Consider the following 17204-nt stretch of genomic DNA (forward strand, 5'->3'; position numbering starts at 1 on the left):
TGTAGTTCCAAAATTGCAAATGCAATTTACTGCCTTTGCAAGGCAGACATCTTTAAATTAAAAAATCCACTCAAGTAAACTTGGTGGATTTTTTATTTCAAAGCTGCAATCAAATTGCGCTCGATGTGGAGTCGGGGAGAGTCGAACTCCCGTCCAAACAAGCAACTAAAGAGTTTTCTACACGCTTAGTCTCTGATTAGGTTTTCGACATCGGGTTATGCCAAAGACAGCGACCCAATGCTTAGCTCTATTAGTGTCAGAAAGGATTTAGAACATTACCTTTCCTAGGTTTACTTTTACGGTTCCCCAGAATCAAACGCCATAAACCAAGGCTTTTGAGGAGAATCCAGCTTCTCTACCTAGTAGAGACGTGGCTAATCGTACTATAATTCGGATTATGCAGCTAAAGCGTAGTTATTTTCGCCGTTTATAAGTTCGTGCCTTTGGATTTACGAGCAAAAAGCACAATGCTCGACGTGCTTACAATTCAATTCGACTTGCTGTCAAAACCAGTCGACCCCAAATTGTTTTCTTGCTAAAGCAAAAAGTATACCGCAAAAGTAGGTTAAAATAGTATAGGTAAAAAATGGGAAATGCTTTTTTATAATTTTCCGAGGAGCCAATAAATAATAATGAAAATGATAATCATCGATAAGCAGCCTCCACCCAATTTTTTGGCAGTAAATCCGGCAATAATGGTTTTAAAGAATCCGTTCATAATAATAAAGTTTTAAGGTTACTACCTGCAAATATTCTAAAAACAACAATTACATTTGTTACGAAATCTTTGTATATAGTTACATAATTACTAGGCTATTCCTTCAACTGAATCTAGAAAACCGGTCGGTAAAGGTTAGTAACTACCATTCAATAAGGCACCACCTATAGCCGACTTGGCTTCAATCCCCAATTTTTTCATCATTTCGTAGGTTGTACAAACCGCAGCTGAAGTTACAGGAATACCACATTCGGCCTGAATCAAATCTACAGCTTCTAACGATGGCATTTGAACACAGGCAGAGACAACTAAGACATCTACATCGGTTAAATCTAAACGCTTGTAAATTTCCAATAAATTCATAGGGTTTTGTGCAGCGACTTCCAGATTATCCGGAATTTCTAGCGCAATGCTTTCTTTTACTTTGATGCCTTGATGCTCAATATAATCCACCACCATGTCTGTCAACGGTCGCATATACGGCGTGATAATCGATATTTGTTGAGCTCCCAAAACCTTCAAACCATTAATCAAAGCTCCCGCAGAAGTGACTATTGGCGTTGGAAAATCATTGGCCACCGTTTCCTGATGCAAATTCACTTCGGACACACAATGATACCCTCTTCCCATACTCATTATGGCCACCAGACAGGCGTAACCCATAACATCAACATGTGCATCCGAAAGTTCCTGAGCACATTTTAAACTCATGGCATCCATGGCTTCGAGCTCTTCTTTAGTCACTTTTTTCATGCGCATTCTACTGCTGTGGAATGTAAAACGTTCAGGCAAAATCGTTTCTCTGGAACGAAAAATCGCCGGAATTTCAGTTTCCATCGTCACGTTTGAAGAAGGAACTATTTGTCCTATTCTGTATTTTCTCATTTTATTTTTATTTCTTGGGCGTTCCCTCGTTCCAAAGAACGAGGTCGGGCTTTCCGCAGTACACGGTACTTGCTACAATCCCTAACGCGGTATACTCTTTTATTTAGAAATCTCTTTAACGGTATTGACAATCGTTCCAATCCCTTCCACGGTGGCTTCCATCACATCGCCATCATACAGCCATTCCTGAGGATCTCGTCCTGCGCCAACTCCGGCTGGTGTTCCGGTTGCAATAATATCTCCGGGTTCTAAAGTAAAAACAATACTTAAATCTTCAATCAAATCGTTGATGTTGAACAATAGGAATTTAGTATTCGAGTTTTGTTTTTCAACTCCATTTACTTTTAACGATAAATTGAGATTATGTGGGTTTTCGATTTCGTCTTTGGTAACCAAAATAGGTCCCATGGGCGCAAAAGTATCCTGTCCTTTAGACACAATCCATTGTCCTTCACGACGACAGTCTCGTGCCGAAATATCATTAATAACGGTATACCCAAATACATAATCCATCGCATCTGCCTTAGCCACATATTTACCTTTTTTGCCAATAACGACAGCCAATTCCACTTCCCAATCCAACTGCGATGTTAGGTTGGTGTTCTTAATTACTTCTGTATTCGTTGCTGTTACTGTTGTCGGTGGTTTCGAAAAGATAATAGGTTTTTGAGGTAACTTCCCTGTAGTGTCCAAAGTTCGGGCACTTTCGGCTACGTGTTCGGTGTAATTCAAACCAATGCCAATAATATTTTTTCGCGGTTTTGGAATAGGAGCTAGGAAGCTTACTTCGTCCATCGTATAGGCAATTTCATCAAAGAAGGCTTGCTCGGTATCGGCAACCAAATCGTTTAATTCTTCCACCAATTCCAATCCCATGTCAATCAATTCCAACATAGTTGTTGGCAATGGAAAGTTGGATATTTCGCCAAAATCTTCCATGTCAATCACTTGGTTGTTGTGAAGGAATCCGAGACGTGGTTCGTAGTGTTCTTTTAAAGTGTAGGTAAGTAGTTTCATTATTAGCTTGCTAAGTGACTACGGAGCTGCGCTCAGAGTCTATTTTCTATATTCTATTTTCTTTTGTCTAAACAGTTTGATGACCGTTATTTTCTTCTAAAATCCTGCTTTGATAGAGTCCCAAACCTTCAATGACCGGTAAATCATTAAAGTTGAACAAACAGGCATCTTCAGTTTCCGAAGCATTGTGGTGTTCATGCCACGCCCAGGACGGAATACAGAAAATATCACGTTCTTTCCAATCAAAGCGTTGTCCGTTGATGATGGAAAATCCTTTTCCTTTGGCACATTGATACACAAATGAACCGGTATGTTTGTGCGCTTTTCCTCTGAATCCAGCGGGAAGCAGTTGCATGCTGGCCGACATGGTTTGCATGACATGACCACCGGTCATGGGGTTGGCATAGCGCATCAAAATTCCGTCAAAAGGATTTGGCTGGTTGACTTTGGCAGCTTCCAATAAAGCTGGATAGACTTTTTTCCACGAGTATTTGAACAATGGAGAATAAGGTTTGTCCCAAACAAGATCGGCCGGAATCAATCCGCTACCATCAAAAGACAACGGTAAATGATTAATCGGAGCAGTAAGGGGTTGTTTTCCATCGTATACGGCATAATCATTAGCTTCTAAAGCATTGACTAAAGGTATATCCAAACCATCCTGCCAAATACAGGTTTTACCACCTTCTTCCACGCCATGTTCGTGCCAAGTGGAGTTCGGTGTAATGACAAAGTCATTGACTTCCAGCATGATTTTATTGCCATCCACGACAGTGTAACCTTTATCGCCTTCCATGATAAAACGCAAAGCTGATGCTTTGTGTCGGTGTGCCGAAGTACTTTCGCCAGGTCGTGTTACCTGAATTCCGGTGTAAAGCCATCCTACTGCAGCGGAAACATCTTTACGTTTATCATTGACCAGATACACTACACGTCTTCCTGCTTGTTCCGGTGTTACGAGTTCGGATGATCTTAAAACCAGCTCGCGTAAGTTTTCATATTTCCAAAGCATCGGTACGGATGAGCTTCTTGGTTCCCAGGGTTCAATATCGTTGGCAACAGTCCATAACGCACCAGCTCCAAGTTGTTCAAGTTCTTTATAATAAGCCTGTAATTCGGGGGAATCCTGAACTCTAGCTCTTCCAATTTGGTCGTCTGAATGATTCTCGTTCATTTTATTTTTTATTAAACTCTTCGTGATTGTCTATAAAGGTAATCTTTCTCGTTGGTGCGGTATTCACCCGTAAATCAAAAATATCAAAACGATTGTAATGTCCTAAGATATCGTGCATTTGTTTGGGTTGAATGCATTTTTCCAAATCGATATCGGCATAAACAATGCCTTCATCATCAATTAAAGGTTCACCTACGACAGCACCGTTTGGACCTATAATTCCGGAAAAAGCAGAGTTTTTTCTAGTTAGCAATTCATCCACATTAGGAACATCCGCACGTAACGTATCTTTAATTTCCTGAGAAATCGTAGAACATGAAACTATCGTAAACAATTTTCCTTCGAAGGAATGCGCGGCAGCACGAATCTTAATCGCTTCCGCCATATTATAATCCGGCGGTGCAACAGGCAAAGATATATAATTGGCAATATGGATTAGTTCGCCTTGAGAAAGCAACGTGAACCTAGCCAATGTATTCGTATTCTCGCCACAGGCTAAAGTTCCGATTGGGCCAATTTCAGTATCATAAACTTTTAGCGAAGAGCCATCTCCTGAAGTCCAGGTTAGTTTTTCTGCCCAAGTTGGTACTAGTTTTCGGTGTTTACCGATTAGTTTGCCGTTATTGTCGATGATAAGATTGGTGTTGTAGATTTCGCCATAACTATCGCCGCGTTCGTTGATTCCGATGACAATGTGGCAATTGTAATTCTTGGCTGCTTCGTATAAAGGTTGCATCACAACATCGTCTGTTTTTACCGATGATTTATACAAAGCTTCATACCATTTGCTTCCTTGAACTGGAGTCATTATCCAGTTCCAATAGGGATAACCGGCGACAAAGACTTCTGGAAAAGCGACCAAATTGGCTCCGTTTGACGTGGCTTCTTTTATAAAAGAAATGGCTTTTTCAACTGTTTTTTCTACATGGAGAAAAACAGGAGATGTTTGAACGGCCGCAGCTTTGAATTTTTTGAACTCCATTCTGAAATTATTTTAAATTTTGAATTTTAAATTATGAATGATGAAATTTTGGTTTTCATATCATCAGTAAACGCTTCTGATTTGATAGTGTTTCGGTCTTCTGCAATGGCTACGTTTACTAAGGTTACTTCGCCTTCGAGACAGGTTTTTCCTTGTTCATCTTCAAAACGGAAGCCACACGTTACTGATGCGCCGCCAAGGTGGATGACCCAGAGTTTTTTGGTTAAGATTTCACCTAAACGCGCTGCTTTTTTGAATTGTACTTTCAAGTCTACTGTGGGAATTCCGTTGGTTTCATGGATTTTGGAAAACGGTCGGTTTAAAGCCTCTTCAAACCAATCTTCAACCAAATCGTTCAGCATTTCTAAGAAACGTGGATAGAAAACAATTCCGGCATAGTCTACGTGCTTGAATCGTATTTTTTCTTGTTTTGTAAAAGGCTGGTTCATTATTACTTTTTTATGAATTTAGTTTGGTAATGCTTTTCTCCAGAAGATACCTGAAGTAAATAAATACCGATTGATAATTTTTCCACATTTAGTTGGTTTGGGTTGCTGTTCTGTTCCATAATAATTCTGCCACTTGTATCGGCTATAGCTATTTTATCGATAGGCAGATTAGCTTTAGAAGTGATATTCAATATGTTTTGAGCCGGATTTGGATAGACTGAAAAATCATTTAATCTTAAATCAGAAGTTGACAAGCCATCGGCACCAAGCTTTACCACCCAAGCATCTAATTGGCCATTATTTGAGGTTATATCTCCATTAAAGGAGTTGGTATATCCGGATAAAATATAACCGTTATCATTGGTGACCTGTATACCTGAAGCAATATCAGAGCCGTAACCTCCGTAGCATTTTTTCCACAAGACAGTGCCGTTTTCGGACAACCTGATTAACCAATAATCTTCGGTTAAGGTAGTGGTTTGGTGATTTCCCGATACATCACCATCGTTGGAAGCCGTACTACCTAATACTACGTAGCCATTATCAGTGGTTTTCTTTATGAGCCCGAAGTATTCATTATTACTGCCTCCAAGGGATTTTTGCCATTGTATATTTCCATTGCTGTCTGCTTTCATGACCCAGATGTCTAAAGTACCGCTGGTGTGCACCGTTGTTGGTATACCGTGGTGACCGGAAACATCTAAGTCATTGCTCATTGATGTACCAACGAGTATAAATCCGAAATCATTTGTTGGAATTATTTCTCCGGCACTTTCTGAATATGATCCACCATAACGTCGTTCAAACAGCACAGTATTACCCGAGCTGTCAATTTTCTTTACAAAAAGGTCACTGTAATAATAAGTAATGCTACCTTCACGTATTCCATTTGGAGATGCCGAACCGTATGAAAATAAAAATGCATTATCGAGAGTTTCTTTAATTTCTATTTTTGCTTCACTGTAATAATTGCTCGACTGAAATTTTCGTTTCCAGGAAATATTTCCTGCAGCATCCAATTTCAATATAAAAAAACCATCAGTCGACGGTATGACAGAAGCAAAATCTCTATCTGTTGAATCAGAAAAGCCGGCTAATGCATAACCTCCATCAGAAGTTTGGATAAGGGTGCCACTATAATCGTCCTGAGTCCCACCATAACATTTTTTCCATTCTGTGTTTCCCTGAGCGTTTAGTTTTATAAGCCAACAATCTTTCAGACCATTGTTGCCTACTACGTCAAAATCACTTGAATCAGTATGGCCGGCAACCACATAACCACCATCTGAAGTTGTAATAATACTTCTGGAAATATCGAAATTTGAGCCTCCAAAAAGCCTAAGCCATTCCAATGCACCATTAGCATCCATTTTGATGACCTGGATGTCAGACTTACCATGATTGCTGGCATAGCTACCTGTATTGGAAGTAGTTTCACCTACCATAATGTAGCCTCCATCTGGAGTCTGTTTAATGTCGCTTCCATAATCGAAGGAGGTAGTTCCAAAGGACTTTTCCCACTGTATCGAAGGCGCCTGAGCAAAACAATTAATCGTAAAAAATAATAGTAGTAGTTTTTTCATGGTCTTTGTCTAAAATTTATCGACACTTGCCTTTCTCCAAAAGTACAAAAAATCTTGGGGAACGCTTTCTTCATTTAGCAAACATCCTTTGACCAATTCGGGGTAGATTTCGTAAAAGGTTTTTACTTGTGTTTTATCAATTCGTGTGCTGACAACAGTTCGGTCAACATCGTCGGGATGCGCTATTCCGGCTGACGCCATTAAATCCATCGCACTTTTCACCGTTTCGTGCTGAAAACGGGCTACACGGATACTTTTTTCTTCGGGAACAAGGCCTTTCATTAACTCAGGGTTTTGTGTGGCAACTCCGGTCGGACAGGTATTGGCGTGACATTCTAATGCTTGAATACACCCTAAGGCGAACATCATTCCGCGAGCCGAGTTACACAAATCGGCACCAATTGAAAGATTTTTGATGATGTCAAAGCCTGTGATGATTTTACCGCTGCAGATAATTTTGATTTGATCTTTGAGTCCGAAACCATTAAGTGCATCGTAAACAAAGGCCAACGCTTCGCGTAAAGGCATTCCCACATGGTCTGAATATTCTTGTGGAGCAGCTCCGGTGCCTCCTTCGCCGCCATCGACAGTAATAAAATCGATGTAGGTTTGCGAAGCTACCATGGCTTTGCAAATGGATAGAAATTCGGATTTATTTCCGATGCAGATTTTGATTCCAATGGGTTTGCCACCCGAGCCTTTTCGTAACAGTTTTACGAAATCCATCAATTCTAATGGCGTTGTAAAGGCAGAATGTGTTGGAGGAGAAATAATATCATGGCCTTTGGAGACTAAGCGTATTTCGGCTATTTCATCGGTTACTTTTTCTTTAGGTAAGATGCCGCCATGGCCGGGTTTAGCACCTTGAGAAAATTTGATTTCAATCATTTTGACATTGTCATAGGCGGCTCGAATGGTGAAGGCCTCATAAGAAAATCTTCCGTTATCGTCACGGCAGCTGAAATAGCCCGTACCGATATTCCATACCACATCGCCACCAGTTAAATGGTATTTTGACAAACCACCTTCACCGGTATTGTGGTAAAATCCACCTTGTTGGGCTCCGCTGTTCAAGGCCAGAATGGCATTTTTACTCAAGGATCCATAACTCATGGCACTGATATTAAATAGACTTGCATTGTAAGGTTGTTCACATTGGGACGAACCGATGCGAACACGCGGATTTTCATCTATTTGTGAAAAAGAGATGGCTCTGATGCTGTGATTGATCCATTCGTAGCCTTCGTCGTAAACGTTTAGTTGGGTTCCAAATGGCTGGGTGTCGTTTTCTTTTTTGCTTCTTTGGTAGACTAAGCTTCTTTGTAGGCGATTGAATGGTTTTCCATCTAAATCGGTTTCTACAAAATACTGTCGGATTTCAGGACCAAGACTTTCTAGTAAATAACGCATGCGGCCTAACAACGGAAAATTTCTACGAATGCTTTTTTTGGATTGAAACATATCGTAAAATCCCATGACTATAAGCGGGATAACTATCAGTAGTAAGAAACTGAATTTCAGATTGAAATACATCAGTATTCCGATTACAGAAAGCGATGTAATTGCAAATAGTACAAATACTTTTCTCATGATTTCAATTTAAACCGTTGTATTTTTCCGGTCTCGGTTTTGGGTAATATTTCTGTAAAATAAATAACTCTTGGGTATTTGTAGGGCGCGGCTACTTCTTTGAACCAGTGCTGAATATGGTGTTTCATATTGTCTGTAGCTTTATGTTGTTCTTTTAAAACAATGTGGGCACAAACCAGCATGCCGCGTTCTTCATCGGGCAGACCAACCACAGCACATTCTAAAATATCCTCGTGTGTTAAAAGTACGCTTTCTACCTCAATAGCCGCTATGTTATATCCTGAAGAAATAATCATATCATCGCCACGCGCCACAAACCAAAAATAGCCGTCTTCATCCTGACGGAAAATGTCTCCCGTAATGTTCCAGCCGTTTTCTACATACTCTTTTTGTTTGTCGATTCGGTTTAAATATTTACAGCCTGTAATACCGCGAACAGCCAATCTTCCCGGTTCATTAACAGCAACATGGTTTCCGTTTTTATCTATGATTTTGGCTTCGTAACCTGTGATGGCTAGTCCGGTTGCGCCGGGTTTCATATTTTCGATATTGGATGAAATAAAAATATGTAGCATTTCGGTGGCGCCGATACCGTCTATGATTTTTAGTCTAGTGGCCTCGTACCAGTCCTGCCATACTTTTAGGGGCAACGTTTCGCCAGCAGAGACACATTTGCGTAAGCTGGAAACATCAAATTCTTTCACTTTGGACGTGATGACACGCCAAGCTGTGGGAGCCGTAAAGCAAATGGTTATTTTATGGTCCTGAATTGCCTGTAATAACATGTCGGGTGTTGGTTTTTCAATTAAAAATGTGGAAGCACCAAAATACAGTGGAAACAAGACCAATCCGCCTAAACCAAAGGTAAAACCTAGTGGCGGACTTCCTGTAAAAATATCATTGACGGTTGGCTGAAGGGAATAGTTAGGAAAGGCTTCGCAAATGTTGAGAATATCTTTGTGATAATGCGCTGTCATTTTCGGCAAACCTGTCGTTCCGGAGGTAAATCCGATTAAGGCAATCGAATCTGATTTGGTGTGATAGTTATCAAATGTTTTGGGTTTGGACAGCATTAGAGATTCCAATTCGTCATAAAAAGAAGTGCTTTTTAGAAAATTTGATGTCACCAAATTCATTTCATCGTGTAAGCTCTTTTCGCACAAGGCATGAGAGATTTCGGCGCAATCTATAATCGTGGTCAGTTCTTTGGAACGAAGCAAAGGCATTGTAGCCACGACTATTCCGCCGGCTTTTAAAATAGCAAACCAACACGCCACCATCATGGGGTTATTGGTAGAACGTATCAAAACCCGATTACCCGATTGTAATCCTAAATCATCTACTAAAACATGTGCAATCTGATTGGCTTTTTGATATAAATCCAGATACGTCCATGTAGTTTCAAAGGTTCGGATACAGGGATTATTGCCACGCCCTTCTTTGATATGATTGTCTAATAGTTTGTCGACACAATTAAGCATTTCCGGATGTTGAAACTGAGGTAAATCGGTAAAAACATACTTCGGTTGTAATGCTGAAGCTGGCAAATGTACGTGGGCGAAATTGTCTTGGTAATGCTTCATAATTTAAAATTTAGCATTTAAAATTTAAAATTATTTTTTATTGCTCTTTGGTTTTAACGCTTTTTTCATACCTTCAAGCTGTTTCCTTTCCATTGCTTTTAGCAGATATAAATGAGACGTGCCCATTTTATATTGATTTGGAATATCATTGGTTTCCAACTGTTCATAGGCTTGGGCATTTCTAACAAAATTGGCATCGGCTAATAAAGGTCGGCCCAACGCCACCAAATCGGCTCTTCCGTTCAGAATGATGGTATTGATTTGGTCAATGTCTTGAATGTAACCCGCGGTAATGGTCGGAATGTGAACCGTATTTCGAACTAGATCGGAGAAGGGTGTTTGCCACATTCTACCGGTTTGCGGCTTTTGATTAGCAACGGTATTTCCGGTAGACACGTTGATGATGTCGGCTCCGGCATTTTTGAATGCTGTTGCAATGGTTATAACATCTGTTTCCGAAATTCCGTTTGCAGCCCAGTCGGTTGCAGAAATTCGCACAGACATTGGTTTTTCTTTTGGAAAGACTTTACGCATTTCGGTAAAAACGCGTAATGGAAATTGCAATCGTTTTTCGATGCTTCCGCCAAATGCATCGGTTCTGAAGTTCGTCAGAGGTGATAGGAACGAAGCTAATAAGAATCCGTGATGCGCCTGAAGTTCTATCATGTCAAATCCGGCTTTATCAGCATTTTTAGTTGCCTGAACGAATTGAGCAGTGACTCCATCCATATCGGTCAAAGTCATTTCTTTTGGGGTAGCAAAATTTTCATTGAATGCTATTGGCGAAGCAGAAAGTAATTCCCATGGATTAACAATTGGTTCGCTTTCCCAAGGTTTTTTAGAAGCGCCTTTTCTGCCCGAATGTCCGAGTTGTATTCCGATTTTGGTTGGAGTGTTTTTATGGACAAAATCAGTAATCGATTTCCATTTAACTATTTGTTCCTGAGTGTATATTCCGGTACAACCTAAAGTGATCCGACCTGTTTCAGAAACTGCCGTCATTTCGGTTAAAATCAATCCTACACCACCAGTGGCTCGACTTCCGTAATGTACCAAATGCCAATCGTTTGCTAATCCGTTTTCGGCAGAATATTGACCCATGGAGGACATCAGTATTCTATTCGCCAATTCTAAACTTCGTATTTTGAATGGGGTAAATGCAGCTGGCATTTCGATTGCGCTCGACGAGACAGCATTGAATTCAGACAACACTTTATCAGTAAATGTTTTATCGCGCAAACGAAGGTTTTCATACGTTACTTTTTTGGCACGTGTCATGCATCCAAAGGCAAACTGATTAAAGTGATGTTGGTTGTTTCGGTCCATGTTTTCGAACCAGTCTAGCGAAACCAAAGCCGCGTGTTGAATCATCTCGACCGTATTTCTTCGGGTTTTGTCATATTGTTCGAAAGCCGCTTGAACGTTATTTGGATTAGCAATCACTGCATCCGATAAACCGATCGCAGAATCCATGGCGAGTTTTGTTCCCGAACCAATAGAGTAGTGGGCTGTAGCTTTGGCATCTCCTAAAAGGACAATGTTATTATGATACCATTTTTCGTTGGTTACATGTGGGAATTGGCGCCAGTGCGATTTGTTGGAAATCAACGGATGACCGTCTAATTCTTCTTTAAAAATTTCAGAGATTTTGGAGATAGTATCTTGCTCGTTGGTCACTTCGAAACCATGTTTTTGCCAAGTTGCATCACTGCATTCAAAAATCCAAGTGCTCATTCCAGGCTCATATTGATAGGAGTGTGCAACGATAAGTCCGTGTGGCGTTGTTCTGAAAAAATACGTAAAAGCATCCAAAGGTTTTGTAGAGCCTAACCAGACGAATCGGTTTTTTTTCAGTGTGATTTTGGTGCCAAACTCGCTTTCGTATTTTGTTCTGATGGCGCTGCCTATGCCGTCTGAAGCCAAGATGATATCGGAATCTTTGAATTGGTTTAAATTATCAACGTTTTGTTCGAAATGAAGGTTTACTCCTTCTTCGATGCATCGTTGTTGGAGTAATTGCAAAAGTGTTTTTCGGGAACAACCACAAAATCCGTTTCCGGCGATGCTTACGCTTTGACCATCTCGAGCGATGATAATATCGTCCCAATAGGCAAAGTTACTTCTGATTAATTCATAGGATTTTAAATCTCTGGAGAGGAACTCGGCTAACGTTTCATCTGAAAAAACGACTCCAAATCCGAAACTATCATCGGGTTTATTGCGTTCGTAGATATCAATTTGGCAATCTGGCATTGCTTTTTTGGTTAAAATTGCAAAGTATAATCCGCCAGGACCGCCACCAATTACTGTTATTTTCATCCTTGGAGTGCTATTTTTTAGTTTCTTTTGACGGAGAAGAGTTCTCCGATTTTTGCATAATTGGAACCTGCCAATCTTGACACGGGTTTGTAATTTTCGAGGTTGATTTTGTAATTATCTGATAAAACATTATCGTCGAAATGCATCATGATGATGCGGCCAATGATGATGCAGGCACCACCATGTTTGTGATCTTCCAGAAAATAGTGATGGACCAATTCACATTCAAAAGCAATAGGGCTTTCTTTGACGCGCATTGGTTTTATTTTTTTGGAAGGAATGGGAGTTACACCTGCTAGTTCAAATTCGTCAACATCTGAGGGAACAGACTGCGCTGTAATATTCATTTGTTCTACGAGATCTTCAGTCACCATATTGACGACAAACTGTTTGGTAGCCAATACGTTATTTAGCGTGTCCTTGTTAAGGTTATTACCTCTTCCTGTGGAAAACATTACATGTGGCGGATCATCGCCAACGGCATTGAAATAAGAGAAAGGAGCCAAATTATTGATGCCGTCTTCGCTAATAGTGGAAATCCAGCCAATAGGTCTTGGAATGATGGCACCTGTGAGTAATTTGTATACAGCGGAGTACTCAAGATCGTTAGGATCAAATAGCATAGTGTTGTTTGTTGATAAACAAATTAACAAAAAAAAGGTGAAATAGTATTGCTAATTTTTGGTTTAATGTTGATACACAAATTCCTTATCAGAGTTAGTAAAATTGTTCCAATCTATAGTCAATACATGATTGACGGCTTTTTTTAAGCCATTGATAGAAGTTGGTTTTCTGATATAGAGACTGGCTCCTAAACTTTTGCTTAACTTCACATCATCGGGATTAATAGATGTTGTAAGGATGACCACAGGAATGTCTATACTACTTTTGGTGTTTTTTATTTCACGAAGCACATCAAAACCTGATTTTACAGGCATATTTAAATCGAGAAATATGATGGAAGCAAATGGAGGCGGATTATGCAGTTGTTGCAGTAGTTTTATACCATCTTGAAATAAGGAAACTTCTTGATTTATTTCTGTCGCCACTTCATTAAAAAAATCTAAATCGTCTGCATCGTCGTCAGCATAAAAGATTGTAGTGTGCGATTGATGTATCATTTTTGAGGTTTTAGTAGCGTTAAAAATAGCAATAATAAGCTTTTAAGCCAAATTTAGAGGGATAAATTTCAGGAATTGTTTACTTGTTTTCAATTAAGAAATTGCCAACCCTTTGATAGGGAAAATAATAGTGAAAGTAGCTCCTTTTCCAAGTTCGCCTTTTGCAGCTATTACACCATTGTGATTGTCCATAATTTTTTTAACAATTGCCAATCCGATACCTGTTCCCTGATAAAGTTCTTTTCCGTGAAGGCGTTGGAAAACTTCAAAAATCTTTTCGCTGTATTGTTGATCGAACCCAATTCCGTTGTCAGAAAAAGTGATATGGCAATAGTCGAGTTCCGGAATAAGTTTTTCACAGTGTAAGTCACTACCTTTTTTGATTTCGTATTTTATTTTAATGACAGGACTTTCATTTTCTTTCGAAAATTTTAAAGAATTGCTGACCAAATTGAATAATAATTGATGAAACTGAAAAGGAATAATTTCAACTTCACACTTTTTTTTATCGAATTCGATGATTCCATTTTTTTGTTGAAGCTCTTCATTTAAATCTTCTTGTATGTTTTCGATGATTTCTACAAGATTTGTTTTCGTCAGCTTTTTTTCTTGTGTATTAGAACGCGAATAAGCGAGAAGATCGTTGATTAAGGTTTGCATTCTTTTGGCCGCATTCTGCATTCTTTGGAACTTATCTTTTCCACTTTCCGATAAATTATGAGATTCTCGTTCCACTATTTGATCTGAAAAAGTTTGAATTTTTCGTAGCGGTTCTTGTAAGTCATGACTTGATATATAAGCAAATGATTGAAGCTCTTTATTCATTTTTTCGAGTTCCTCATTCTTTTGTTCCAAAATAGCTGCATTTCTTTTTATTTTGTCATCGGCTTCTTTTTTGTAGGTCAAATCGTGGGTTACTTTTGAATATCCTATGATGGTTCCAGTTTCATTATGAATCGCTGTAATTACAACACTTGCCCAAAACAAGTTGCCATCTTTTTTGACACGCCATCCTTCTTGGCCATATCTACCGTATTTTGCAGCTTGTTGTAATAAATAGGTTGGTAAATTTGATTTTCTATCTTCTTCAGTATAAAAAGCTGAAAAACTTTTACCAATAATCTCATCAGCTGCATATCCTTTGATTTTCTCGGCACCTTTATTCCAATTTTCAACAATTCCGTCTTTGCTTAAGTAGAGAATGGCATAATCTTGAACTTCACCAACCATAAGATGATACCTTTCTTCACTTTGCTTGAGGCTTTGGTTTAAAAGAACCAATTGTTTGGTTCTTTCGGTGACTTGTTTTTCAAGTTCGTTGGCAAATTCTTTTTGATCTTGAATATCGGTGCTTGTACCAACCCACATCTGAATATTACCCTCTTCATCTCGTTGCGGAATAGCTCTGCTCAACTGCCATCGGTAGTTGCCGTCATGACGTCGGAAGCGATGTTCTAGCAAAAAGTCTTCTCCTGTTGTAATGGAGTGTATCCATTTTTGTACATTTTCATCACGATCATCTGGATGAACGATGTCTAACCATCCTTTTTCATAAATTTGTTTTAAGGAAAGTCCCGAATATTCAAACACCGATTTGTTAAAATAATTTAAGTTTCCTTCTGTGTCAGCTGTCCAAATATGTTGAGGCATCGAATCAGCAAGCAATCTGAACTTACGCTCATTTTCAATCAATTGTAATTGTTGCGTTCTTTCTTTAGTAATATCCCGTATAGTGCCAATCATCTTTTCTGCCTCTCCATGAGCATCATAAAATACTTTACCTTTTCCTTCCATCCAATGAACAGATTTATCGTTCCATATCGTTCGGGCTTCATAATGTAAATATCCGGTAGCAAGTGCATCCTTCACTGCCTTATTTCTAATTCCCAAATCATCAGGATGTAGGTGCGCGAGTAATTGGTCATGAGTTAAATCTAGATGTTTGGTATATCCCCCAATAATTTGCAGGTACCTGTCTGAATATATTGCTTCCCTCGTTTTTAGATTTAATTCCCAAGTGCCTAATTCACTGGCATCAATTATTAATTGTAGTTTTTCTTCACTTGCTAATAATTTTTCTTCTGCAATTTTAGCATCTGTAATATCGATGCTTATACCCGTAAGTGTAATTGCCTCTCCTTTTTCATTAAATTGATATTGTCCAACAGATTTCATCCATCGTATGATTCCATCATTTGCTCGAAGAATTCGATAGTCAACTTCGTACTTTCTTTTTTCTTTTCGCGAATTTTCAACTTCGATAAAGCACTTTTTTTTATCCTCCGGATGGATTATGGAATGCCAATTTTCAAAATCTAAATTCTGAAGGTTTTCATCATAACCCCACATACGTTTATGTAGAGATGACCATTCTAATTTTTCCGAATCAATTTGTAGCAACCACGTTCCAACCTCTGCAGATGTTGTTGAGAGTTCAAGGTGTGAGGATGTTTTTTTTAATTGCTCTGCTACAATTACTTGTTCAGTGACATCAATATTAGTACCTACCACCCATTGCGCTTCACCTTCAGTATTAAAACGTAAAGTTTCAACTGCTTCTATATAGCAAAGTTTACCATCATTTTTTCGAATAATTTTGAAAGATCGGCTGTTTCTACTCTTGCTTTTATTTTTAATTATATTTTGCAATAATTTTTCCTGTACCTCAATATCTTCTACAGCTACAGTATTTCTCCATACAGCGTATTCAATAGTTCCATCTGGCGTAGGAGTAATTCCATAAATTCTAAACATTTGATTGTCCCAACGAACTTGATTGGATAGTATATTCCATTCCCATATTCCTACTTCTGAAGTTTCAGTTGCCAGACGTAATCTTTCTTCTGATTCTCTTAATGCTTTTTCTGCGATTTTATTAGACGTAATATCTCTTGAAACAGAAATAAATTGGATAATTTTATTTGTTCCCAACTCTTTAATAGGTGAAACGCTGACATCCCACCATTTAGGGTTGCCCTTATCAGTAGGGCAAAATGCCTGAAAATTTACTGTTTGCCCTTCTTTAACTTTTTCAATAGTTTCATTAATTAAATTTTGGTTTTCTATACCCCATAATTCAGACCAAAACTTATTATTAATTAAATTAAAATCATCTATCTCCATTAAACACAGCCCGTTAGTATTCATATATTGAATCCTACCATCTATATCTATCAATTTTACACAATCTGAACTGTTTTCTAATACGGTTTTATTAAATGCATCACCTTCTAAAACTTCCTTTTGACTCAAAATTTTATCTGTAGTTTCATTACAAGTTACAAAAACGCCTTCCGGTTTCCCAAATTCATCATTAACCGGGCTATAACTAAATGTCCAATATACATCTTCCAATTTGCCATTACGGTAAATAGGCAAGAGCATATCTTCATTCCAGCTGCCTTCGCCTTTTTGCAATACCTGGTCAATAATGGGTTTTATGTCTTTCCAGATTTCCTTCCAGTAGTCTTCAGCACGTCCTCCCAAAATATCAGGATGCTTTCCCTCATTACCAAGGCTTGCACGATAGGTATCGTTATAGAAACAGATTAATTCCGGTCCCCAAAACAAGAACATAGGGAATTTTGAATTAAGAAGAATGCTTAAAGTTGTACGTAAGTTTTGTGGCCAATTTTCGGGAGTGCCAAATGGGTTTTGGCTCCAGTCTTTTTCTCTTATTAATCGACCCATTTCACCACCTCCTGCAAGAAATTGGATATCGGAATTGGTGTTTGTTTGCATTTTGAATACTTGTTAAGATTACGAAGTTAGGGAAATTAATTG

At 38.8% G+C, this 17204-nt stretch carries 12 protein-coding genes and 1 other RNA gene; all 13 read right to left on the minus strand.

What is annotated here, in order from left to right; all coding sequences use genetic code 11:
- Positions 1-123 precede the first annotated feature (123 nt).
- The 13 genes from ssrA to ACULEU_RS05960 all read right to left on the minus strand — a co-directional run bounded on the left by ssrA (position 124) and on the right by ACULEU_RS05960 (position 17162).
- Positions 124-521, minus strand: a transfer-messenger RNA (tmRNA) gene (ssrA, locus tag ACULEU_RS05900).
- A gap of 332 nt (positions 522-853) precedes the next feature.
- Complete coding sequence (locus ACULEU_RS05905; RefSeq protein WP_445454521.1) at positions 854-1603, minus strand: maleate cis-trans isomerase family protein; 750 nt, start codon at positions 1601-1603, stop codon at positions 854-856.
- A gap of 99 nt (positions 1604-1702) precedes the next feature.
- Positions 1703-2620 (minus strand): fumarylacetoacetate hydrolase family protein, encoded by a 918-nt coding sequence (locus ACULEU_RS05910; protein WP_445454522.1) that lies wholly within the window; start codon positions 2618-2620, stop codon positions 1703-1705.
- A 67-nt stretch (positions 2621-2687) separates the two neighbouring features.
- Positions 2688-3794 (minus strand): cupin domain-containing protein, encoded by a 1107-nt coding sequence (locus tag ACULEU_RS05915; protein ID WP_445454523.1) that lies wholly within the window; start codon positions 3792-3794, stop codon positions 2688-2690.
- A gap of 1 nt (position 3795) precedes the next feature.
- Entirely contained in the window at positions 3796-4776 is a 981-nt protein-coding gene (locus ACULEU_RS05920; RefSeq protein WP_445454524.1) for a carbon-nitrogen hydrolase family protein, read from the minus strand.
- A 26-nt stretch (positions 4777-4802) separates the two neighbouring features.
- Entirely contained in the window at positions 4803-5225 is a 423-nt protein-coding gene (locus ACULEU_RS05925) for an acyl-CoA thioesterase (RefSeq protein WP_445454525.1), read from the minus strand.
- Positions 5226-5227: 2 nt separating this feature from the next.
- Positions 5228-6808 (minus strand): T9SS type A sorting domain-containing protein, encoded by a 1581-nt coding sequence (locus ACULEU_RS05930; protein ID WP_445454526.1) that lies wholly within the window; start codon positions 6806-6808, stop codon positions 5228-5230.
- A 9-nt stretch (positions 6809-6817) separates the two neighbouring features.
- Complete coding sequence (locus ACULEU_RS05935; protein WP_445454527.1) at positions 6818-8398, minus strand: FMN-binding glutamate synthase family protein; 1581 nt, start codon at positions 8396-8398, stop codon at positions 6818-6820.
- Positions 8395-9981, minus strand: a complete 1587-nt coding sequence (locus ACULEU_RS05940; RefSeq protein WP_445454528.1) for an AMP-binding protein — start codon at positions 9979-9981, stop codon at positions 8395-8397. The genes ACULEU_RS05935 and ACULEU_RS05940 overlap by 4 nt, the downstream gene beginning before the upstream one ends.
- A gap of 30 nt (positions 9982-10011) precedes the next feature.
- Complete coding sequence (locus ACULEU_RS05945; RefSeq protein ID WP_445454529.1) at positions 10012-12300, minus strand: oxidoreductase; 2289 nt, start codon at positions 12298-12300, stop codon at positions 10012-10014.
- Between the two features lie 17 nt (positions 12301-12317).
- Positions 12318-12923, minus strand: coding sequence for a flavin reductase family protein (locus ACULEU_RS05950; RefSeq protein WP_445454530.1), 606 nt, complete (start codon positions 12921-12923; stop codon positions 12318-12320).
- Positions 12924-12986: 63 nt separating this feature from the next.
- Positions 12987-13421 (minus strand): response regulator, encoded by a 435-nt coding sequence (locus ACULEU_RS05955; RefSeq protein ID WP_445454531.1) that lies wholly within the window; start codon positions 13419-13421, stop codon positions 12987-12989.
- 93 nt (positions 13422-13514) lie between these two features.
- Positions 13515-17162 carry a PAS domain S-box protein gene (locus ACULEU_RS05960; protein WP_445454532.1) on the minus strand — a complete coding sequence of 1216 codons (3648 nt, stop codon included), beginning with the start codon at positions 17160-17162 and terminating at the stop codon, positions 13515-13517.
- Positions 17163-17204: the final 42 nt, after the last annotated feature.

It is taken from the genome of Flavobacterium sp. 25HG05S-40 (genome assembly GCF_052654735.1).

Coding starts and splice junctions, on each gene's coding strand:
- ACULEU_RS05905 (WP_445454521.1), bottom strand. CDS start 1,603: ATGAGAAAATACAGAATAGGACAAATAGTTCCTTCTTCAAACGTGACG.
- ACULEU_RS05910 (WP_445454522.1), bottom strand. CDS start 2,620: ATGAAACTACTTACCTACACTTTAAAAGAACACTACGAACCACGTCTC.
- ACULEU_RS05915 (WP_445454523.1), bottom strand. CDS start 3,794: ATGAACGAGAATCATTCAGACGACCAAATTGGAAGAGCTAGAGTTCAG.
- ACULEU_RS05920 (WP_445454524.1), bottom strand. CDS start 4,776: ATGGAGTTCAAAAAATTCAAAGCTGCGGCCGTTCAAACATCTCCTGTT.
- ACULEU_RS05925 (WP_445454525.1), bottom strand. CDS start 5,225: ATGAACCAGCCTTTTACAAAACAAGAAAAAATACGATTCAAGCACGTA.
- ACULEU_RS05930 (WP_445454526.1), bottom strand. CDS start 6,808: ATGAAAAAACTACTACTATTATTTTTTACGATTAATTGTTTTGCTCAG.
- ACULEU_RS05935 (WP_445454527.1), bottom strand. CDS start 8,398: ATGAGAAAAGTATTTGTACTATTTGCAATTACATCGCTTTCTGTAATC.
- ACULEU_RS05940 (WP_445454528.1), bottom strand. CDS start 9,981: ATGAAGCATTACCAAGACAATTTCGCCCACGTACATTTGCCAGCTTCA.
- ACULEU_RS05945 (WP_445454529.1), bottom strand. CDS start 12,300: ATGAAAATAACAGTAATTGGTGGCGGTCCTGGCGGATTATACTTTGCA.
- ACULEU_RS05950 (WP_445454530.1), bottom strand. CDS start 12,923: ATGCTATTTGATCCTAACGATCTTGAGTACTCCGCTGTATACAAATTA.
- ACULEU_RS05955 (WP_445454531.1), bottom strand. CDS start 13,421: ATGATACATCAATCGCACACTACAATCTTTTATGCTGACGACGATGCA.
- ACULEU_RS05960 (WP_445454532.1), bottom strand. CDS start 17,162: ATGCAAACAAACACCAATTCCGATATCCAATTTCTTGCAGGAGGTGGT.